Genomic DNA, 22,904 nt, shown 5'->3' with positions numbered 1-22,904 from the left:
AAACTTGCACGTGGAATACCAACATCTTTGAGAAGAGTCTTACCGAGTCCTTCATAGTCAATAAGATAGCGCATCGCCAAACGCACTTTTTCATTGGCAAAAATAGGGTTTGTCGCATTAAATCCCCATATGATCATGGAGGGCGCCAACACTTTTTCAACTTTAATATCCGTTGTTGCTTGGAGATCTGCCAAATCTTCTGGCATCAGATTACGTGCAACATCGATATCATGTTTTTCCAATAATAAACGTTGCGTTCCAGGCTCCGCAACATGGCGAATTAAAATCTTCTTCAATTTAGGCTCCTCCCCCCAATAATTGGAGCTTGCACGCAACAAAATTCCTTCTCCAGGGCGCCAACTCTCTAGCTGATAAGGACCAACACAAGCAGAATGACTGGCCAAATACCGGTTTCCCATATCACCATCTTGTTCGTGTTTCATGAGTGTCTCACGATCCAGCAAGGCAGCAGTGCGATTAGTGGAAATATTGCTAAGAATGAGCTCTGCTGGATAAGGTTTATCAAATTTCATCACCACTGTTTTGTCGTCCGGTGCTTGAAAAGCCTCATCAACGTTTTGTTCTGTAATCCCATATTCATTAAATGTTGCCGCATTAGCCAATTTCAATTTGACAACCCGCTTCATACCCCAAACAAGATCATTGGCATTCGCAGGACGACCATCATAAAACTTTAAACCATCACGCAAGTGAAAAGTAATCACCGTACTCTGATCATCACTTGAAACATCCCAACTCTTCGCTAACGAGGGAACCATTTTAGCCGCATCATCTGTAGCAGAAACGACTAAATTATCACAAATATTGTTAACCACTTCAATTCCATAACGGTCATTGAGTTGTGCAGGGTCAAATGTATTTATTGGATCGAGATTCCAAGCCATCACAAGCGTATCGGCGGGTGTTTTTGCTGAAACTTGTTGCACAAACATCCCCATTGCAAGAACAGCAGAAACAAAAGAACTGCCCTTTTTCAATATTTTTCTTTTCACGTTCATAGAATTTTCCTTTTAACGTTTATTGTATAAATTCTCCATGCAGCAAAACGTGCTTAATTTAAGTTTAGACGAACGATAGGCTCCTAAAGACCAAACTTTAAAATCTTCAAGAACAAGCACCTCTTGCCAATGACTCCTCTTGTCTACACTTATAAGCCAAACTAAAACATACAAAGGAAAACACTCTGATATACAATGAACGCTCACCAACAACAGAGCTTAACCACGATACCATAACGCCTACTATTGAAGACTATAAAACCTGTATTTTTTCTATCTTGTTAAGCAAGCTTGTCTCGTATTTCTTCCGGCGTTTTCTATACCATCAAAGCACTACCCCTTTTAGCTCAAGTACCTTAATAACAACGAGCCTTCATAACAATTTGACGATTTGATAAAACAGAAAAATTCGTTAGTTTGCCAAATGCAACGACTTTTATTCCTTCTTCAAAAGAAAATTTAATTTTTTCATCACTCCCCGTAAAATAACACCCTCCAAATGACATCTCATCATCTTTCAAAGCAAAAGAAAATATAAACACCATAAAAAACTGATATCCCTTGTGTACCCCCATAACAAAACTTTCCTTCAACATCGCAAAACCTTTGCACCTTTAGCACCACTAAATTCCGCGATATTTGTTACACTTCGTTTCTTTATGTTATACTCAGTTTTTTAACAAATAAATTGACCACTTTCTAATTCAGAAAAATTGAAATATCGATCTTAACATCCACTTAAATACACCTCTAATGAGAATGAAAAATATCTTTAAACGAATGTCTTGAAAAGACATTCAACAATATATCACACATTACCTATGATCTTCGGCGCATTGCAAAGCTTAAAATTTATACAATACGCCGAATATATCATGACGATGCCCTTTATCTATTGAACAGCATTGAAGACACTCTTATTTTTCAATTTTACTATAAAAAATATGTGGCGCACTATTCCAAACCCACTTTTTGATATCAGGCGTCATCGCGATAACAGTATATTTCTGAAAGATAAACGCATAAGGTCCTTTTTGCATCAATTCACGTTGTAAATCAGCATAGAGTTGTGCCCGTTTTTGCGGATCTTTTTGAAACAATGCATCCTGAACCTTTTGATTCATCGTTTCATCCAAATACCCATATTGCCAACTAGGATAGGCGGTATTTTTTGCCTCAAGCCGATTATCTGGATTATAAACAAGACGTGAAGCCATAGTATGAGGATCCGCAGAATCATTATTCCATCCGACAAAAATCGTATCAAAAGCCCGTGCATAAAGTTTAGAAAACAACTGTGTACCGGCCATCCGTTCAATTTTAAGACGCACCCCCGCCTTTGCGGCACTATCTTGGAGTGACTGAGCAAGCAACACCCTATAAGGAGCATTTGATACGAGAAAATTTGCCTCAAATCCATTCGGATAACCAGCTTCTGCTAAAAGCTGCTTGGCTTTTGCAATATCAAGTTTAAAGGGTTGCCCTTCTTTTTCATCTAAAGCCCCAAAGTTGCCAAGAGGAATAAAACTGGCCCGTGGAACACCAACACCTTTGAGAAGCTTCTTGCCAAGACCTTCATAATCTATAAGATAACGCATCGCCAAACGCACTTTTTCCTTAGCAAAAATAGGATTTGTCATGTTAAATCCCCAGTACATCATAGATGGTTCTAACACTTCTTCGATTTTAACATCTGTTGTTTTTTGCAGATCTGCAAGATCTTCAGGGGTCAAATCACGAGCAACATCAATATCATGTTTTTGCAACAACAAACGTTGTGTTCCGGGCTCTGCAACATGGCGAATTAAAATCTGCTTCAGTTTAGGCGCTTGTCCCCAATAGTGAGAGCTTGCACGCAACAAAAGAGCTTCTCCAGAGCGCCAACTTTTTAACTGATAAGGACCAACACAAGCAGCATGACTTTTCAAATACTGATTTCCAAAATCGCCATCTTTTTCATGCTTCATAATTGTCTGACGATCAAGCAAAGCTGTTGCCGGACTTGCAACAATATTATTAAGAATGAGCTCTGCTGGATAAGGCTTATCAAATTTCATCACCACTGTTTTCTTATCTGGGGCTTGCAAAGCATCATCAACATTTTGCTCTGCAATTCCATATTCATTAAAAATTGCCGCATTACCCATCTTCAATTTGACAATCCGCTTCATACTCCAAAGAAGATCATTGGCATTGGCTGATCGACCATCATTAAACTTCAAACCATCACGTAAATGAAAAGTAATCACTGTACTGTGATCATCACCTGAAACATCCCAATGTGTTGCTAAAGCGGGAACCATTTTAGCAGGATCATTTGTCGCAGTACTGACCAAATTATCACAAACATTGCGAACAATTTCACTTCCATAAACATCATTAAGTTGTGCGGGATCAAATGTACTAATTGCATCAAGATTCCAAGCCATCACAAGGGTATCAGCGGGTGTTTTTGCTGAAACTTGCTGTGCAACCATCGCCAAAGCTATAAAAGCAGAAACAAGAGAGCTGCTATTTTGTAATATTTTTTTCTTCAAGTTCATAGACTTTTCCTTTTAAAGTTTACTATATAAATTTCCCACACAACAAGCACATGCTTAATAATAAGGTTAGATGATCCATAAGCGCCTCAAACAAAGTATTATTAAAACCTTCAAACAACACCACTTACCAACCACGGACTTCTACCCATGGCTATAAGCCAAGACAAACCAAAACATGCAACAACAAACACTCTGACATACAATGAATGCTCCCCCATAACAGAGCCTATTCATGATGTCATAACGCCTACGATTGAAGACTATAAAACCACTACTTTCTCTCTTTTGTCGGGTAAGCTTGTCTCTTCTTTCCTCTCGCCTTTTTATGCCATCAAAAGACTCTTCTTTGTTAGCTTAAGCGCCTTAATAACAAAGAGCTCTACTAACAATTTGACATTTTAACAAAACAGGAAAATTCACCCATCAACCGACATGACCTCCTCCCCCTACAAGAGGAATTTTGAATTTTTCCATAATCCTCTGCCAAATAACAGCTTTTAAATTATATTTTATTTCTAAATAAAAGGAGCATAGGCTCCCTCTGATATTCCTTTACGCACCCACACATAACAAAACTTTTTTCCACATCGTATTTTTAATATCTTTGCTCCTTTAACAACACTCAATTCATTGCTTACATTTTTTCAGAAAAAAAGATCTTTTCAATGCACTAAGGTTGAAATATCTAAATATAATACCTATATAAGCATACCCTTATTAGAATAGATAGTCTTTTTTTAAGTAAACTGTCTTGAAATATTATTTCTATACACGACAATAATAAGTTCGTTACAAAATCTTCAATATACTAGAACTCTCACTCTGATAAGAAATGCTGAAACGTTATAAAATTTCTCTACAAATTCTCGAGACGAAAGGATATCCCTTCATTTAATAAAAGAAGCGCCATGAAAATATCGCAAAAAATGCAATAAAACATGTGTATATTTCAAAAACCAGCACCGTTAACCAGACTAAGGTGATAAACTCAAAAAGTAAGAAAAAATAAAAAAATGTTTTTCCTTTATGATAATAACATCGCTGTACCATGATAATACAATAAAAAACACGATCTTTGAAAGTATATTAAAATGAAGCGAAAAAAAAAATTATTAGATTCTTTTCATGCGTTTCTTGGAGGAAAATCACGCCGCGTTAGTCTAAAATTGCTTATCCTTTCATTCTTCATTGGTATCGTAATGAATTTTTTGGGATGGACACCTCGAAACCTCATACAAAAAATAGTCGATTTTTTTCAATCACTATGGGAAGCAGGATTTATAACGCTTACAAATTTCTTCCATATAACTATGACAGGAGCTATTGTTGTTGTGCCTATTTTTCTTATCTTACGAATTTTTCATAAAAAATAAAAGCCTTAACATTTTCCTTGCGTTAATCTTTTCGAAAAATCAAACGACACAAAAATCCTGTAGTAATAGCAATAATCACTGCAACAATACCGTATAAAAAACGATACTTGTGCGCTGCATAAAAAATTGTATAGGTGATATGTGCTTTAACAATTTCAAGAGTCGTTGTTGCACTATCAATAAACTGTCCATCACGAAAAAGATAAGCACGAACTTTATAATGTCCAACTGGGATATTTGCTGGCAAACGAAAATGCGCTGTGAAAAGTGTGTCAGAACCAAAACGAACCCCACCCACTTCCTCATAATAAAGGCTTTTAGCTTTTTGCAATTTTATAAGTTCATCGCGAAAGATTTGTATTTTTTTCTGATCTTGTTCATCCGTCTGCAATGGCAAATAGAGTAATCCTAACCCTAAGCGTTTATAATCTTCAATGCTCGTAATATCGTCAATTTCACGTGTTGTGACCATAGAGTAAAAAAGAGGAACCTTTTTAAAAATAAGAGAATCTGTATTGACCCATACACCGGCATTGCGTTTTTTTTCTCGCATCACCATTGTCCGATCTTGTCCCTCCAAGCTTACAACAATATCATAACGGTTCTGTCGAGAATATAAAGGATCAATATTTTCTAAAACACCAGCAATATAAAGATCACGACCAGCAAAATTTGCATCCACAGTAATCGTATTCGTTGTTACAATAATTTGGACAGTTTCGTGGTCAACTTGATCAATGAATGTAGCTGGCGTCCCAACATGTGACCATGTAGAAAAAGAAATAAAACAAAAGCAACCTGTAATGATGTATAAAGAAAATAATCTACCCATTTTTATCTCATAAGAATATCCAGAGAGAAAAGATTATCAGGGCGTATAAATAATTGAAAAGCAAGACGCATACACACAATCAACACTAAAAATGCAAGTGCCATACGCAATTGTTCAGCCTTTAACTTCCGTCCAACCCGTGTTCCATATTGCGCACCAATACTTCCTCCAAGCATTAACAAAAAAGCCAAGACAATATCAACGGACTGATTAGTCATACTTTGCAAAACTGTCGTGAAAGAAGACACAAATGTAATCTGAAAAAGTGAAGTCCCAATCACCACACTGGTTGGAACACGCAGAAGATAAATCAATGCTGGTATCATAAAGAACCCCCCACCAATTCCCATAATAGAAGACAACAACCCCACAATGAGACCAATCCCTAAAACTGGAATAATGCTAACATATATCATAGATGTCCGAAAACGCATTTTTAAGGGTAAGCGATGAATCCAATTATGTCGACCAGCAAGACGAATATTGGCTTTTCCTTCCTTACGCTTGCGCATCATATCATACCAACTTTCAACGATCATCAAGCTTCCTACACTTCCAAGAAGAATCACATAAAGAAGCGAAATCATTAAGTCTAATTGACCTAACTTTTTCAAAACAGAGAAAACCTGAATCCCGATTAAAGAACCAATCCCTCCTCCAATCGCCAAAAGAATACCAAGTTTAATATCGAGCGTACGTCTTCTAAAATGTGTAATTGCTCCTGTTACAGATGAAGCAATCATCTGGTTAGCACCTGTTCCAACAGCAATAGCAGGAGGAATATTATAAAAAATCAATAACGGCGTGATGAGAAACCCACCACCGATTCCAAAAAGTCCTGAAAAAAAACCAGCAACGACTCCCATACCAATCAAGATCAGCATATTGAGTGACATTTCAGCAATTGGTAAATAAATACTCACTTACAGAACCTTCAAGATAATTTGAGTTTTTTTTTACAATTAGAGAATCCTTCTCCAATTATCCTCTTTTCCAATAATCTCTGTTGCGTGTTTAAAAAGATAATTTTAGTTGCTATAGCTTCCGCACAAACACGAATGCGCAATACATTTCACATCTATTAACATCAACATCATAAAAATTAAAAAAAACGAGCTTCTTTCAAAAAGCTATAAAAACATAACGTTATCGCTACCACAAATGCAACGGTTAAAAAACAAAGAACACCTTTTTTTAGCAAATAAGATAAAAACGACACATGTTCCCGAGACTGCGTCCTTAAAGAAAAAAAATCATTCTCAATACAATGATTAGATGCCTGAGCACCCATCATACCTTTTTCTTCCATCATAGCATGCTCCACTAGCCCCTCAACCTTTTTAAAAGAAGATTTCAGAGCATCACTGGGCAAAGGGCTTCTATTTTCTTGCTGCACCGTATTTTCAACATTTGTTTGGAGTGAAATTATGCTGTTTTCTTTCGAAAAATTTTGCACCTTTTGAAGTAATAAGCGTTCTTGATTTCCCTCACATTCCATATGAGCAAGTTTTTGTACAACAGAATCAGGTGATTTTGAACGAGACACCCGTCGTGTTACCGCTGCTTCTTCTAAGCTTTTTTTTTCACTCTGCAAACTTTGAACAATTGTTTTAATCTGCTCTAAAGACTGGAAAAGCTTTTTTTCTCTTTGACGACGTATATAATGTTCAGCCAAAATGGCCCGACTAATATCATCTAAGTAAGATTTAAAATGCTCTTCTACAGAACTCTGCTGCATTAAAGAACGAGGCGAATGCTTCATTTGCATTTGCGCATAAACGGTGCGTAATTTTTGAGCAATATCCGACATCGTTACTTCTACAGAAGTATCCATTCTCTCTTTCTGTTCAACAAAAGAAAAGACTTTATCGTTCCTAACCTGTTTGGTCGCTTGGTCGATCGTATGACCCTTCGTATTCACAAACGCCTACCCCTCATTAACCTTTTTGAAAAGAATCGCAACAAATGATGAGAAAGTGTGCTCTATTTTAGTAAATAGAGCTTTAAGAACTCCCAAAAACTTTTTTGTTAGAAATATTTTCCCCAATCTTTATCTAAAATATTTGAAAGAAAGATCTTTAATTTTTCTGTCTTCAAGATTTGAAGAGCAAAATCATTCCCCCATTTTTATCTTTTTCACTTAATTTTTCATTGCATAAAGGACCTATTGCACCATCATAAACAAAGCATAAGAAACTAAAAAAGAATATTCTCACAAGACAGATTGATTTTTTTACTTTTTATTCAAGCAAATAAGGCAATTATGGCAATGCAAAAATATGAAGATTGAAAATGACGACGAGAAAGTACAAGTAAACATAAAAAAGCTTATACGAAAGAGAACACAAGTTATAAATTGAGACTTCATTCTAAACAATTTGGTTTCTTATGAGTATTGCTATAAACTTGTAACATACAAACAAAGAGGATCATTATGAAGATAATTGTCGCTGTCAAACGTGTTGTTGATTATAACATCAAGATACGCGTCAAACCGGATAGTACAGGCGTTGATCTGTCTCACGTAAAAATGTCTATGAATCCTTTTGATGAGATAGCCGTGGAGGAGGCCATTCGCCAAAAAGAATCCGGTAAAATTTCAGAAGTTCTTCTTGTTTCAATTGGCCCAGAAGCAGCTCAAGAAACTCTACGAACAGGACTTGCAATGGGAGCTGATCGCGCACTTCTTGTCACAACGGATCAAACACTTGAACCTTTAGCAATTGCTAAGATTCTCAAAACCATTGTTGATGAAGAAAAACCCGACATGGTCTTTTTAGGAAAACAAGCAATTGATGACGATAGCAACCAAACAGGACAAATGCTCGCTGCTCTTCTTGGGTGGGGACAAGCAACTTTTGCCTCACATCTTAACATAGAAAATGGGCATGCTACAGTTACTCGTGAAGTTGATAATGGAACACAAACCCTTTGTCTTCCCCTTCCCATGGTTATGACCGCCGATCTACGGCTCAATGAACCGCGTTACACCTCTCTCCCCAATATCATGAAAGCAAAAAAGAAAATCATTGAACAAAAATCTCTTACTGATCTTGGCGTCGATACGAAAGCACGCTTAACAATTTTAAGCGTTGAAGAGCCAAAAACCCGTCAATCCGGTATAAAAGTGGCAAATGTAGTAGAACTTGTCAGAGCCTTAAAACAGAAGAACTGCATTTAATATTCTCACCACTAGAGTAAAAGCAACACTCACATAAAAGGGCAAAAACTTATGGCAATTCTTTTATTGGCCGATCATAATACAGAAGAAACAGCAAAAGTACTCACCGCTGCACGCGTACTCAGTAACGATATCGATATTCTGGTTTGCGGAGAAAAAGTTCAAACGATAGCGGAAAATAGTGCTAAACTTAATGGTGTGCGGCAAGTTCTTATTGCAAAAGCAGACTATTTAGCCCATCAACTTGCCGAGCCTATGGCAGATACAATTCTCACGTTAGCAAATGATTATAATGTGATCATGGCAGCATCCAGCAGTACTGGGAAAAATGTGATGCCGCGCGTAGCAGCTCTTCTTGATCTTATGCAAATTTCAGATATTACCGCCATTCTTTCACCCAATACCTTCAAACGACCAATTTATGCAGGTAATGCATTTGAAACTGTACGCACCAATGATTATAAAAAGATTATAACAGTTCGCACCGCTTCTTTCACCCCAACGCCTTCCCAAAATAATTCTGCTCCCATTAAAACAATAACACCAGCTCCCAATCCAAATCTTTCTTCTTTCGTAAAAGCAGAGACAAACAAAAGTGATCGTCCTGAGCTCACCTCAGCACGTGTTATTATATCAGGCGGGCGTGGTCTTGGTTCTCAAGAGAAATTTATGGCCCTGCTTCTTCCTCTTGCAAACAAATTAAATGCTGCTTTAGGTGCCAGCCGCGCAGCAGTGGATGCAGGCTATGCTCCCAATGATTGGCAAATTGGACAAACAGGAAAAGTCGTTGCCCCTGAACTCTATATCGCCGTTGGCATTTCCGGTGCAATCCAGCATGTAGCCGGTATAATGGATGCACAAATTATTGTTGCCATTAATAAAGATGAAGAAGCTCCCATCATGCAAATTGCCGATTACACCCTTGTAGGTGATCTCCACCAAATTATTCCAGAATTGGAGAAAGCTTTATAAGCCATGAAAGCACCTCTGCATGACCAACGTGAAAGTATGGAGTTTGACATAGTCATTGTCGGAGCAGGACCTGCAGGGCTTTCTGCCGCAATTCGTTTTAAACAAATTAATCCTGAGCTTTCTGTCACAATTGTTGAAAAAGGAACCGAAGTTGGTGCACATATTCTCTCTGGCGCAGTTGTTGACCCCATTGGTATCGACACACTCTTACCAGAATGGCGAAATGATAACGACCATCCCTTCACAACCCCTGTTACACAAGACCAATTTTTTTTTCTAAAGCCTCAAAAGTCCACAGTATTTCCCAATATTTTGCACCCTAAAATCTTATCAAATAACGGATGTTATATCGTTTCGCTTGGGAGCGTCTGCCGCTGGCTAAGCAAAAAAGCTGAAGCGTTGGGTGTTGAAATCTATCCTGGTTTTTCAGCAACAGAACCCATCATCCAAAAAGATAACGGAGCTATCATTGGTGTTCTCACCGGTGATATGGGGCTTAACAAAGATGGAACCCCTGGAAAAAATTATATGCCTGGGATGGCTTTATTGGCAAAATATACTCTGATTGCGGAAGGAGCACGCGGCTCAATTGCAAAACAACTGATACAACATTTTAATCTTAGCAAAAATCGAGAACCACAAAAATTTGGTCTTGGTCTCAAGGAGCTCTGGGAAATTGCCCCCAACAAACACCAACGCGGTTTAGTACAACATTTCACTGGTTGGCCCTTAGACAATAATACCGGTGGCGGTGGCTTTATTTATCACCAAGAAAACAATATCATTTCTGTCGGTTTTGTTGTGCACTTAGATTACAAAAATCCTTATCTTTCTCCCTTTGAAGAATTTCAACGTTTTAAAACACATCCAAAACTCTATAAAATCTTTAAAGGCGCAAAACGTCTTTCCTATGGTGCACGTGTTATCAGCGAAGGAGGTTGGCAATCTGTACCAAAACTCACCTTTCCTGGTGGAGCGCTTATTGGCTGCTCTGCTGGATTTGTCAATGTTCCTCGTATCAAAGGATCACACAATGCCATCTTATCTGGCATATTAGCTGCCGATAAAATTGCTACCGCTCTTGCACAAGGGCGTGCCCATGATGAGGTTAAAGAAATCGAAGAACAATGGCGAAAAGGGCTCATTGGCAAAGATCTTTATAAAGTGCGAAATGCCAAACCGCTCTGGGCAAAATATGGGACAAAATATGGAATTAAACTTGCTGGTTTTGATATGTGGTGGCAACAATTGTTCGGATTTTCCTTATTTAAAACACTCTCCCATGGAAAGGAAGATTATGCATGCCTTGAACCAGCAGAAAAATTTCAACCCATTGCTTACCCAAAACCAGATGGCGTTATAACCTTTGATCGCCTTTCAAGTGTTGCCCTTTCCAATACGCACCATGAAGAAAATCAACCTTGCCATTTAAAAATCGCCTCATTAAAAAAACAAAAAGACTCTGAGTATGCAATCTATGGAGGACCCTCTACACGCTATTGTCCCGCCGCTGTCTACGAGTGGCTAGAAGATAATGGTCATCTGGCTTATATGATCAACGCTTCAAATTGTATACATTGTAAAACGTGTGACATCAAAGACCCAAACCAAAATATCACTTGGATCTGTCCGCAAGGCAATGAGGGCCCCTTCTATCCCAATATGTAATTTCCCAATATATAATCATTGTTCATTCTCCTAAAATTGAAATATACAAAACGCAATGGATAAAAATATTTCCCTCAGATCAGAAATCCATCAATCACCTTCCTGCATACGTTCTTTCACAATGTAAAAAGAACTCTATTCTCATATAAAATACTCTCCCTACCGCATGACTTTTTTCAATAAAAAAACATAACATATTTTTATCAAAAATTTTTTATCTAAATGACAAAACAATAATGAATATATTCTTGACAATTCTGCGATAAAGAAACAGCCGCGGTTCTCGAAAATCTGAAGGAAAATAAGCCCGTTCTACTTTACCCCCTCTCCCATATGATCCAAAATGCTTTTAGCCCTCTCATAAGAAACATCTATCGTTTTAACTAGCCAAGAGCCCCCCTGAAGATGCGCTTCACATTTATTTTTTCTCCTACACTTTGCCAAGTAATGCTCACTCAAGAAAACCACGAATGAATGTAGAAAAAACATCGTGAGATAAAGAGATAAAGAGCATGCTCGTTCAAGCCCTTTATAATGTTTCTACTGATAATGACACGAAAAAATCTTTAATCTCACATTAACCTTTTATTTTTGCATTAAAGATAATCGCCTTGCATCTAACCTTTACCAATATACTGCCCTTTACCAATATACTGCAATGAATGTGTACAAATACCGTAAAAATAAGCAGATGCCAAGCCATGGAGACTATCGCTATTAGCAAAACACCTGATAAAAAACAAAATAGCTTTCATGACCACTCTATGACGTGTTTTATAGAGTTGTTTTTTTATAAAGCTTGTGCTTTCGCTATTGCTTGTAAATCAACATCCAAATTGAACACAAGTGGTATATTTAAAAGAAAGATTAAGGTGAATGAAAGCTCTGCACGCCGTTCCAGCTTTTGTAGCTAGAGCAAAAATATTGCATATTCTATTTGAGTAATCTCTGAAACGAAAATACAGCTTCATTTAGCAAGAATATGAAATCTGAAAGGAAAAAACTGTTTTCCTCTTTACTATCATCTGTCCATTCGGTTTTAAAACTTTCAAAAGCATCACAATAACCTCTAAAAAGAAGAGATAACGTATTGTCTCCGCTTTTATTACTTACGTTTTTTATGGGAGCATATCCTTCAGAAAAAATGAGGTATCCAAAATTAAAACAGACTTGTGTTGTTCAGTCATGGGCTTGTTTTTAAGAGATAGCTCTCATATCAAACAATTATTTTGCGACACTATCCGAAAAAGGTATAACGCAATCCTGTGAACGAACAATTCCATATTTATGAAATAAAAAGTACAAGCTAACAGCATTATTTTCTCTGCGATCTCCAATGAGGCGATAATCTTTGTTTTAAGGAGGTTTCAAGATGCACAAAAATGATTTTGATTAATTGACTATAAGAAGAGCTGAGATAATGTTACGATATTTAAAGCTCCTAATTAATAGGCAAAATAATAAATTTTCTATTATAAATCAAATGTTTAAGATAAAATTTAGCCTTAAACTTTTCTAAGGTACTCATTATACTGTATACTGTTAAAGCTGTAGAGAATATGAAAAAATAAAGTATTTTGCTGATAAGAGCTTATATTTGATCAAGTCAGCTGCCAGTTAACTGTATGTGTTTCAAAAGGGGCTGTTTACATTTGCTCAGAAAAACAGTTTGGATATCAATAGAATATTTGAAAAATCGGCGTTATGGAAATAATCTAAAAAGCTTAGCTTTTCAAAGAGCACAAAGAAGCATGAGATTATAACATGAGTAAAGTTGTTTTTTGGTTCTCGAAGGAAAAACTTTATAGAAAATCATGGGGCTGATAGAATATTGGTTACATTTGGAATTTGTTTTACTGGAAAAAATAACGCGGATCAAAATAGATAATAATGTTAAATTAAGACGTTAAATATGAAATTATCTTATTGTAGTGTAATCGATTATTCGAGTAAGGTAAGCCTTTGTAATGATAAAAAATGTGCTGGTAAAAAATGAGCCAAAATGGCTTATGAGTATGGATAAAAATCTTGTGGTGAGGAGAATTTAATGAAAAGAAAAGAGCATGTGTGAAAAAGCATATTTTATAGGTGCGCATGCTTATTCTGCACCCGTTATAGAATCAGGGCTTTATCTTGTGGCAACACCTATCGGAAATCTTGCAGATATTACGCTTCGTGCTTTGCAAGTGCTTGCAGGAATTGATATTTTAGCGTGTGAGGATACGCGAGTAACACGTGTTTTGTTGGAACGTTACGGCATTCAAAAAAAACCTTTTCTCTATCATGAATATAATGCGCAAAAAGCGGGTCCGAAGCTCTTAGCGGCTTTAGCAGAAAACAAAACAGTAGCACTTGTTTCAGATGCCGGAACACCACTTATTTCTGATCCTGGATTTCGATTGGTAGAAGAGGCCCGTAAAGCTGGTCATAAAATTATTCCTATTCCTGGAGCATCCGCTCTTTTAGCCGCTCTTATACCGACAGGGCTTCCTACGGATAGCTTTTTTTTTGCAGGTTTTTTGAGTGCACGAAAGCTACAGCGCCGAAAACGGTTGGAACAATTAAAAGAGATTCCAGCAACTTTGATTTTTTATGAATCACCGCATCGTCTTGTTGAAACTTTACAGGATATGGTCACACTTTTTTCGGCTAATCGACCTGCTGCCATTTGTCGTGAATTAACAAAAAAGTTTGAAACAGTAGATGTTTCCAATTTGGGAAATTTGTTAGAAAATTACAGAAAACAAGCACATATTCGTGGGGAAATTGTTGTACTTGTTGGAGAATCATCTTCTTCTTTAAATGTGATAAGTGATCAAGAAATTGATGAAATGCTATTAGAACGCGCACGGATACATTCTGCTGCTCAAGCGGCAGCTTTTGTTGCAAAAAAAACCGGTTTAAAAAAGCAAGAACTTTTTCAGCGATTAATCTTTTTAAAAAATGCGTAAAATAATACAAAAAAAACGCAGACAAAAGTCTTTTTATCGAGGGATTCGTGCAGAAAAATTGGCAGCTTGGTGGCTACGTTGCAAAGGGTTTCACATTGCCGAAAGGCGTTTTAAAACAAAATGTGGAGAAATTGATTTAATTGCACGACGCGGAAATCTTGTGTTAATCGTTGAAGTTAAAGCACGTTCAACGTTGGCTGAAGCAATGGAAGCGGTTTCCGGAATGAATGAAAAGCGAATTGAGGCAGCTGCCGATATTTGGCTCGCACGGCAAAAAGATTATGCCCTTTTATCTGTACGCTTTGATTTAATTGCAATTTTACCTTGGCGTTGGCCACAGCATATCCCTGCATTTTTTACATCTGATCAATAAAAGGCCTCCCCGTTTTAACCATATTCAATAAAAAACATTTCGTTTTTATGTGCATATGCGTTAAAAAGTGTGTAATAATTGAGCGCTATAAGGAGCGAAATATGGATGATTATGAAAAGTTTGCAACAGGTTTGCTCATCATTTTTGGAGCGCTAATTATTGGTGGGTTAATGGCAATGCATATTGTGCTTATGAATAAACCAGGTTTTTTATTTGCATTAGCCGCAGCTGTTGTTGGTTGGTTTTCTGCTTTTGCCGTTCTCTTTGACAAGCCCAAAATCTATTTGGTTTTGATTATTCTTGCTATGTTATGTGTTGCTTCTTCAATTAGCGTTTATGTTAGTTAAAACACCTGAGATGTTGATTGAAATTCCTTTTAAAATATGAAACTGAGAAATAGATAATGAGACTTGGCTTTTTGGGAACGGGTACAATCAGTGCTTCAATGGTGAATGGCTTAATGACAAGCAACTTTGATGTTTCTTCCATTATTGTTTCGCCTCGCAATGCACAAACAGCAAAGCGCCTTTCACGTACTTATGATAAAGTTATGATTGCTGAAAATAACCAAGCGTTGCTCGATGTTAGTGATTGTGTTTTTCTTTGCTTGCCCAACCAAATTGCAGAAGACGTTTTGTGCTCTCTTCGTTTTCGTCCAGAACAGCTGGTTATTTCCGTACTTGCTATGGCAAAAGCAGCAGAAATAGAAGAGTGGATTAATCATAAAGTTTATCGTGCTGTTCCATTACCTTTTGTTGCAGAATGCAAAAATTTGACACCAATCTATCCCAATCATCCCTTTTTGCGCACTTTATTTGATGCATTGGGGGGCACATTGGTGCTGGATAAGGAAGAGCAGTTTAATCTTTTTATGACAGCTGGTTCACTTATGGGAGTATATTTTAATTTTATAAAAACTGCCCATCAATGGTTTATAACACAAGGGTTAAAAAAACAACAATCAGCAGAATTCCTTACCATGATGTTTGGAAATCTTACAGATGAAATGCGTAAAACTATAGCAACGGATCGTTCTGTATCTCTCGATTTTGCACTGCTTGAAAAAGAGTTTTCAACAAAGGGTGGAACAAATGAATTTTTGTCAAATTACTTTTCTCAACAAGGAGGAAGGAATGCTTTAACAATGGCTCTTGAAGCTACTTTGCAAAAAATGAATGCTTCTAAAAAGAAATTTTAAGATTTATATCAAGAAAATTCGTATCAAAAAATGATTTTTAAAATATTTTTTACAACCTTTTACAATTTTTCTAAATTATTTTTATTTTCGGTCTTCTTCTTTTTGCCTCAAGTCCAATATTTTTTCTACCTCACGGCTCTAGCTCTTCAATTTTGTTCCCCTTCAGGTTATCCAAACGCATGAATAATTTTTTGTTTATTTAACCTATATATTCCATTCACACATTAAAACTTCCTCTTACAAAGAAGCGACTATTTTTATGTCTTTCATGATTGTGTTTTAATAAACTCTCTTAAACACCCCCCCATTCAAAAGAGTTGATTTTTTATTTGATCAACAATTTTACGATATAGTTTAGCATGCTCTTCACTAGGCTTAGCAACAAAAATAGGGATTCCCTCATCTGAAGAAAATCGTAAAGCTGCATCAAGCGGTATTTCCCCTAAGAAAGGGAGTTCTCGACGTTCCGCTTCTGCCCGTGCACCACCATAGCCAAAAATATCATAGCGTTTTCCCGTATCAGGAGCGATAAAATAACTCATATTCTCAATGAGTCCTAAAATAGGAACATTAACTTTCATGAACATTTCTATTGCTTTACGTGCATCCACTAAAGCAAGATCTTGGGGCGTAGAGACAACCAACGCACCTGTTAATTGTACCTGTTGGGCAAGCGTTAATTGTGCATCCCCTGTACCGGGCGGCATATCCACGACTAAAACGTCCATAGGGCCCCATACAACATCTCGTAACAATTGCGTTACAGCTGCCATAACCATAGGACCACGCCATACTACCGGCTTTTCTTCCTCAACCAAAAACCCCATCGACATCAATTTAAGTCCAAATTTTTCAAGAGGTTGAATCTTTTTTTCTCCAATAAGCTGTGGTTTTTGATTAACAAGTCCTGTCAAACGTGGCAACGAAGGACCATAAATATCAGCATCCATCACCCCCGTTTTGAAACCAGAATCTTGTAAAGCTAAGGCGATATTTATTGCCATCGTAGATTTTCCGACCCCTCCTTTTCCAGAAGCAACAGCAATCACATGCCGCACACCTTCTATGGGCATTTTGATCGGTAAGAGATTTGCTCTCCGACTAGGTGCTGTCTTTGTTATTTTTTCTGCTGTAAGTGTAACAACAGCAGATTTCACTCCCTCCAAAGCACATACCACCTTTTCAGCAGAACGACGCAATGATTCCCATTTTTGCACACCTCCATCAGGAACTGTAATGGAAAAGAAAACCTTACCATCAGCAATCAATATTTCTGAAAGAAGACCCAACGACACAATATCGCTTTCAAGATCTGGTCCTTTGATTGTACGTAATACGTTGCGGACAGCCTCACTTGTGATAAGATCCATGTTCTTTCCTCTCTATAAAAATACCAGCAAATATAAGCATAAGAACGAAAAATACTTACAAGGTTCATCACCTGATAATTTTGTTCATCACTTGATAATTTTCTACTTTACTCAGCATTATAAAGTATACATCTCTTATCTCTTTAAAAATATGAAACCATCCTTAAAATAAAGAAGTTCAAACATAAAATCTGCTATAAAATCCTATCAATCACGTTTGTGCTACAACCACTTTAATGAATATTCTGATAAAAATTTTGTAAAAACAAAAACTGAAAAAAACTCTTAATCCTAAAGGATATTTTAAATTGAGCATACAGTAATCAGTCACACCTTCTTTAATTCTTTAAGGCCCTAGCTATTTATGTTCTGTAGCTTCAATCGTTATTTTCTAACACTCCTACAGTATTGTAAAAAAGCGTTACAGATAGTTATAAGGTGTTTTGTATTCTTTCAAGAGAGAGAAAAACAATCTAAGATTGACTTTTTTTATATTTTTCCTTATGGGTTAACAGCCGTATGATAGGATAAAATTGTTTATCTCGCGCATAACTACTCATAAAACGAAGATTAAGAAGGGCCGCACTCCGCGGTATTTAAATAAATGAAACGTACTTACCAACCCTCTAAACTTGTCCGTAAACGCCGCCATGGGTTTCGTGCACGCATGGCCACAGCTGGAGGACGTAAAATTATTGCTGCAAGACGTGCTCGTGGACGTAAGCGGCTTTCTGCTTAACCATTTAAATTTTCACAACCGTTGAGGATTGCTCATCGTTTCTTCGTTGTGAAACTTTTATTATGAACCTACAATGTCTGCTTGCAGGCATTTAATGAAATTGCGAAATATTCTTTTATGAAGAAAAAACATCCCTGCCGTATTCGCAAAAGAGCAGACTTTTTGGCTGTCCGTACAGGAGAAAAACGACGTGGTCCTTTATTTTTGCTCGAAGTTAAATCTCGTGAACAAACAACAGAAAGAAAAGATTCTCTTTTTGCACGTGTAGGCTTCACTGTTACCCGTAAAAACGGTAACGCTGTGAAACGTAATCGTATCAAAAGGCGCTTGCGTGAGGCCGTGAGAGTTGGTGTAACAAATCACATGGAAGCAGGAACAGACTATGTCATTGTAGCGTACCGTGATGTGTTACATGCACCTTTTACATCCTTGATTAGTGAATTAAATCGGCGAATAAAACCAAAAATAAAACATCAGCAACAACAACAAGGGTGTACGGATGGAATATAATCGCAATTTCTTTATCGCTATTGGCTTATCTTTCGTAGTGCTCATCGCATGGCAATTTCTTCATGTTGCTCCCAAACAAGCAAAGTTACAAAAACAACAAGTCATCGCACAGCAATTGTCAAAACAACAATCAGCCCTTTCTACTACCACGACAGATTTTTCTGATGATACCTCAACGTATCAAGCTACATCTATCATCGAACAGCCCATGACACCTGAAATCCGGAAAGCTGTATTGGACAAAACAGAGCGTATTGCAATCAAAACCAATGAACTGGAAGGCTCTATTAATCTTGTTGGTGCACAATTTGATGATCTTCACCTCAAAAAATATCGTTTAACAGTCGATAAAAAATCACCGGAAATCGATTTGCTAAATCCTAAAGGTTTCAAAACAACCTACCTTGCTGAATTTGGTTTTGCAAGTGCGTCTTTGCCAGCAAAAGCCTTGCCACAATCGGATACAAAATGGCAAATAGAGGGAAACAATACAATCCTGACTCCTTCAACACCCATCACTTTAATTTATAATAATGGACAGGGACAAATCTTCCGACGGACCCTTTCTGTTGATGATCATTTCATGTTTACCATTGAGGATTCTATCAGCAATGAAAGTGATCAACCAATACATCTCTCGTCCTATGCCCGCGTTGCACGTGCTGCACCACCAGAACATACAAATGCAACCTATTTACTTCATGAAGGTATGATAGGTATTGCTGGAGATTCGCTCAAAACTGAAAAATATAAAACCTTAGCAGAGCTTGACCCAAATCCTGATAATGGGCAAAAGAGCATGACTTTTTCCAAAGTAACAGGAGGTTGGATTGGTATTACCGATAAATATTGGGCTGTAGCAGTTATTCCCCCGCAAAATAAAGAATATACAAGCCGTTTTATTTATTTTGATCGTTTGCAAACGCATTATCAGTCTGACTTGCTAGGGTCGCTTTTAACGATTGCCCCAAATGAAACAAAAACTGTTACAAATCGTCTTTTTGCTGGTGCAAAACAAGTTGAAATTATTAATAATTATCAAAATGACCTAAAAATAAAAAAGTTTGCTCTTTTAATTGATTGGGGCTGGTTTGATTTCATCACCAAACCAATGTTTTCCCTCATTGATATTCTTTATAAACAAACAGGGAATTTTGGTATCGCCATCCTTCTTGTCACAGTTCTCTTAAAAACTCTTCTTTTCCCTCTAGCCAATAAATCTTATAAATCTATGGCACGCATGAAGCTTTTACAACCGCGGTTGCTAGAAATAAAAGAAAAGTATCCCGATGACCAAACCAAACAACAAAAGGCAATAATAGATCTATATAAAACCGAAAAAATAAATCCCCTTGCAGGCTGTTGGCCAATGTTGGTTCAATTCCCAATATTCTTTGCTCTTTATAAAGTTCTCTATATCACTATTGAAATGCGCCATGCCCCTTTCTTTGGCTGGATTAAAGATTTAGCGGCACCCGATCCAACTTCTCTTTTTAACTTGTTTGGTCTCTTGCCATATACAACGCCAACATTTCTTATGATTGGTGCATGGCCTTTGATTATGGGAATAACGATGTTTTTACAAATGCGTATGAATCCTGCTCCTCAAGACCAAACCCAAGCGATGATATTCACATGGATGCCTGTTGTCTTTACTTTTATGCTCGCCTCTTTCCCTGTTGGTCTCGTCATCTATTGGGCATGGAACAATATATTATCAATCATTCAGCAAGGTATCATGATGAAGCGCCAAGGAGTTAAAATTGAGCTTTTTGATAATCTGAAAGCCATCTGGAGAAGATCACCCAAAAAAGAAGTGCATGAATGACAAGAGATTCTTCCCTTTCTGGAATTTTTTCTCGCAATTGGATTTTTATTCGTGGTGTACCAGAAATACGCTTTCTACCCCCTGAAGGACCACCAGAAATTGCATTTGCAGGTCGTTCCAATGTTGGAAAATCATCTTTAATCAACGCACTCGTCCAACAAAAAAGCTTAGCACGTACCTCAAATACACCAGGACGAACTCAAGAGCTTAATTATTTTGTCCCCGATGGATTCAGTGGGCAACTAGGAGACCTTCCCCCTCTAGCATTAGTAGATATGCCTGGTTATGGTTTTGCTGCTGCTCCTAAAAATCTTGTTGATGCGTGGACAAATTTGATTTTTAGCTATTTACGGGGGCGCACAACGTTAAAACGTGTATATATCTTGATTGATTCACGGCACGGAATCAAAAATAATGATGAAGATGTTCTTGCTCTCCTTGATAAAGCAGCTGTTTCTTATCACATTGTTTTGACAAAAAGCGATAAAATCAAATCAAATGCTTTGGAAAAATTAATTATGAGCACACAAACAAAGCTTCTTAAACGCCCAGCAGCTTATCCTGAGCTTCTTGTAACCTCTTCAGAAAAAGCTATCGGTTTAGAAGAATTACGTGCTGCCATTTTGCAAACCATCGCATAAGAGAACAATTCCTAGTCATTAACAATTTATTAATTATAATTACTAGCAGCTACTAATGATCTTGTACTTCTAGTCAAGCATCTTTATAAAAATGATTACTTGAAAGAATTCTCTTCAACTCTATTTGATAGTGTAAATTATGCTGACACTTTTTCACTCTCCCCTATCCTCTGCCTCGCGCTTCATACGCCTCATTCTTGGGGAATATGGTGTAACCACTCAACTGATTGAAGAATATGAATGGGCAAGAAGACACGAATTTCTAGCCCTCAATCCCGCTGGTCATGTTCCTGTTTTTCTCGATGAACACGAGGTTCCATTATCAGGTCCTCTTGTTATCTGCGAATATTTAGACGAAACACATGGAAGTTTACGACAAGAAAATAAGCTCTTTCCAGAAAATCCTTTAGATCGTGCGGAAGTACGCCGTCTCAATGACTGGTTCTTAAATAAATTCGAAAATGAAGCAACGCGCCATATCGTACGAGAACGAATCCATAAACGTGAAATGCCACTTGCCATTGGCGGTGGTGCTCCTAATTCACAAATTTTACGCAATGCACGTGCCAATATTTTACCACATATGAACTATCTCAATTGGCTCTGTGCCTCTCGCGATAGCTTAGTCGGTTCTGCCTTGTCCTATGCAGATCTAGCAGCAGCAGCCTCTATTTCTGTACTTGACTTTCTAGGGGAAATTGACTGGGAACAATCTCCTGCTGCCAAAGACTGGTATATGAGAATTAAATCACGCCCTTCTTTTCGTTCTCTTTTAACAGATCGCGTCCGCGGAATTGTTGCAAGTGCTCACTATGCAGATCTTGATTTCTAGCCTTCTCTCACAAACAAAAATAAAAGTGATATTTTATCTAAAGGATATTTATAGGTTTATGAATTTTTATGCATGCGTATAAACAATATAATAATACATTGATTTATGATCGTATTAAACAGAGAATAAAACCCATTATAATTGAATCACAAAAATCACTTTCTTATCGTGTCACAAAAAAGATCAGCACAGGGATAAAAATACTTAAGAAAGCATTTTAAAGACTCTCTTTAAATACAAGAGCTGTAGCATCATTGGAAGCTAGGCAAATAAAATAACAGTACTTAACGCATGTTATACTCCATTCTCCCCAATATATGAAAAAACGCATTGCATAATATATATCCTATTTTCTCTATAATAAACAAAGCCTCATCATACGTTTTTACAACATAACAATTTTTTCAACTGACTTTCCTAAAAGATGAAGAATCCGACCAACTCTCGTGTGAAAACAATCCAACTTCTTGTTAGCCCTTGCCCCCCTTTTACGTGATTTTATTTATGGATAACATATTGATATACAATGATAAATAATCGTTTTCTTATGCGTCACAAATGGAATTGATGAGTGAAAATGACTAAGTTAAAACATTAAAGGCTAACAAAACGTATGATAATGCTAATTTTCTCTATTTATGAAGCATAAAGATAGTGGCGCAGAATAGATTTTATATTATTCATGGATATTCTCTCGTGATACCACTCACGAGCACTATCATAAAATAAGTTTAGAAGAATTGATAAATATTTCTTTAAGAAAAGCGCATGAATTGACAACATAGGTCTATTTTGTTTGGGAGATCTTATTTTGCATGAAGAACGCTCCCCTTTAAAGAACGAAAAAAAAGCGTAAAGTAATACACAATCTTCA

General features: G+C 37.1%; 20 protein-coding genes. 13 read left to right on the top strand and 7 right to left on the bottom strand.

The annotated features are described in order from the left end of the window. The 3 genes from ACFINL_RS07820 to ACFINL_RS07810 all read right to left on the bottom strand — a co-directional run. Positions 1–1,019, bottom strand: a 1,019-nt coding sequence (locus ACFINL_RS07820; RefSeq protein WP_375651312.1) for an ABC transporter substrate-binding protein, incomplete at its 3' end; no start/stop codon positions are given. Between the two features lie 356 nt (positions 1,020–1,375). Further along, entirely contained in the window at positions 1,376–1,594 is a 219-nt protein-coding gene (locus ACFINL_RS07815; RefSeq protein ID WP_375612270.1) for a hypothetical protein, read from the bottom strand. Between the two features lie 342 nt (positions 1,595–1,936). Beyond that, positions 1,937–3,562 (bottom strand): ABC transporter substrate-binding protein, encoded by a 1,626-nt coding sequence (locus ACFINL_RS07810; RefSeq protein ID WP_375651310.1) that lies wholly within the window; start codon positions 3,560–3,562, stop codon positions 1,937–1,939. 1,091 nt (positions 3,563–4,653) lie between these two features. Here ACFINL_RS07810 and ACFINL_RS07805 point away from each other — a divergent pair. After that, the gene (locus tag ACFINL_RS07805; RefSeq protein WP_375621636.1) at positions 4,654–4,935 is read left to right on the top strand and encodes a DUF6460 domain-containing protein; all 282 of its coding nucleotides are present in this window, start codon (positions 4,654–4,656) and stop codon (positions 4,933–4,935) included. A 22-nt stretch (positions 4,936–4,957) separates the two neighbouring features. Here the strand turns inward: ACFINL_RS07805 and ACFINL_RS07800 are convergent, their stop codons facing one another. From ACFINL_RS07800 to ACFINL_RS07790, 3 genes are all read right to left on the bottom strand, one after another. Beyond that, positions 4,958–5,767, bottom strand: coding sequence for a TIGR02186 family protein (locus ACFINL_RS07800; protein WP_273790722.1), 810 nt, complete (start codon positions 5,765–5,767; stop codon positions 4,958–4,960). Positions 5,768–5,769: 2 nt separating this feature from the next. Continuing rightward, on the bottom strand, positions 5,770–6,690 hold the full coding sequence (locus ACFINL_RS07795; RefSeq protein WP_375612267.1) for a sulfite exporter TauE/SafE family protein: 921 nt from the start codon (positions 6,688–6,690) through the stop codon (positions 5,770–5,772). Between the two features lie 179 nt (positions 6,691–6,869). Next, positions 6,870–7,688 (bottom strand): hypothetical protein, encoded by an 819-nt coding sequence (locus ACFINL_RS07790; RefSeq protein WP_375651308.1) that lies wholly within the window; start codon positions 7,686–7,688, stop codon positions 6,870–6,872. 513 nt (positions 7,689–8,201) lie between these two features. Between ACFINL_RS07790 and ACFINL_RS07785 the strand changes: the two genes are divergently transcribed. The 7 genes from ACFINL_RS07785 to ACFINL_RS07755 all read left to right on the top strand — a co-directional run bounded on the left by ACFINL_RS07785 (position 8,202) and on the right by ACFINL_RS07755 (position 16,110). Then, entirely contained in the window at positions 8,202–8,948 is a 747-nt protein-coding gene (locus tag ACFINL_RS07785) for an electron transfer flavoprotein subunit beta/FixA family protein (RefSeq protein WP_375612265.1), read from the top strand. Positions 8,949–8,999: 51 nt separating this feature from the next. Then, positions 9,000–9,920: an electron transfer flavoprotein subunit alpha/FixB family protein gene (locus ACFINL_RS07780; protein WP_375612264.1), complete on the top strand. Its 921-nt coding sequence runs from the start codon at positions 9,000–9,002 to the stop codon at positions 9,918–9,920. A 3-nt stretch (positions 9,921–9,923) separates the two neighbouring features. Continuing rightward, complete coding sequence (locus tag ACFINL_RS07775) at positions 9,924–11,588, top strand: 4Fe-4S dicluster domain-containing protein (RefSeq protein ID WP_375651306.1); 1,665 nt, start codon at positions 9,924–9,926, stop codon at positions 11,586–11,588. Between the two features lie 2,063 nt (positions 11,589–13,651). Further along, positions 13,652–14,539, top strand: coding sequence for a 16S rRNA (cytidine(1402)-2'-O)-methyltransferase (gene rsmI, locus ACFINL_RS07770; RefSeq protein ID WP_375612262.1), 888 nt, complete (start codon positions 13,652–13,654; stop codon positions 14,537–14,539). Positions 14,540–14,543: 4 nt separating this feature from the next. Further along, positions 14,544–14,912, top strand: coding sequence for a YraN family protein (locus tag ACFINL_RS07765; RefSeq protein ID WP_375651318.1), 369 nt, complete (start codon positions 14,544–14,546; stop codon positions 14,910–14,912). Positions 14,913–15,013: 101 nt separating this feature from the next. Then, positions 15,014–15,259, top strand: a complete 246-nt coding sequence (locus ACFINL_RS07760; RefSeq protein ID WP_375612261.1) for a hypothetical protein — start codon at positions 15,014–15,016, stop codon at positions 15,257–15,259. 56 nt (positions 15,260–15,315) lie between these two features. After that, on the top strand, positions 15,316–16,110 hold the full coding sequence (locus tag ACFINL_RS07755) for a pyrroline-5-carboxylate reductase (protein ID WP_375651304.1): 795 nt from the start codon (positions 15,316–15,318) through the stop codon (positions 16,108–16,110). 308 nt (positions 16,111–16,418) lie between these two features. On the opposite strand, the gene ACFINL_RS07750 is transcribed toward ACFINL_RS07755, so the two are convergent. Further along, positions 16,419–17,480, bottom strand: a complete 1,062-nt coding sequence (locus tag ACFINL_RS07750; protein ID WP_375612259.1) for an Mrp/NBP35 family ATP-binding protein — start codon at positions 17,478–17,480, stop codon at positions 16,419–16,421. Positions 17,481–18,084: 604 nt separating this feature from the next. Here ACFINL_RS07750 and rpmH point away from each other — a divergent pair. The 5 genes from rpmH (at position 18,085) to ACFINL_RS07725 (ending at position 22,030) form a co-directional block, all read left to right on the top strand. Then, a complete protein-coding gene (gene rpmH, locus ACFINL_RS07745; protein WP_375612258.1) occupies positions 18,085–18,219 on the top strand; it encodes a 50S ribosomal protein L34 in 135 nt (44 codons plus the stop codon). A gap of 117 nt (positions 18,220–18,336) precedes the next feature. After that, positions 18,337–18,729 carry a ribonuclease P protein component gene (gene rnpA, locus ACFINL_RS07740; RefSeq protein WP_375612257.1) on the top strand — a complete coding sequence of 131 codons (393 nt, stop codon included), beginning with the start codon at positions 18,337–18,339 and terminating at the stop codon, positions 18,727–18,729. Then, complete coding sequence (gene yidC, locus ACFINL_RS07735; RefSeq protein ID WP_375651302.1) at positions 18,719–20,557, top strand: membrane protein insertase YidC; 1,839 nt, start codon at positions 18,719–18,721, stop codon at positions 20,555–20,557. The genes rnpA and yidC overlap by 11 nt, the downstream gene beginning before the upstream one ends. Next, entirely contained in the window at positions 20,554–21,198 is a 645-nt protein-coding gene (yihA, locus tag ACFINL_RS07730) for a ribosome biogenesis GTP-binding protein YihA/YsxC (protein WP_375612255.1), read from the top strand. Before yidC ends, yihA begins: the two co-directional genes overlap by 4 nt. Before the next feature lie 139 nt (positions 21,199–21,337). Continuing rightward, a complete protein-coding gene (locus ACFINL_RS07725) occupies positions 21,338–22,030 on the top strand; it encodes a glutathione S-transferase family protein (RefSeq protein WP_375612254.1) in 693 nt (230 codons plus the stop codon). Positions 22,031–22,904: the final 874 nt, after the last annotated feature.

This window comes from Bartonella sp. AA78NXGY, from assembly GCF_042197005.1.
Classification (GTDB): domain Bacteria; phylum Pseudomonadota; class Alphaproteobacteria; order Rhizobiales; family Rhizobiaceae; genus Bartonella.
Note: the sequence above shows the minus strand (reverse complement) of the source record. Positions and strands in the feature narration are given on the sequence as shown.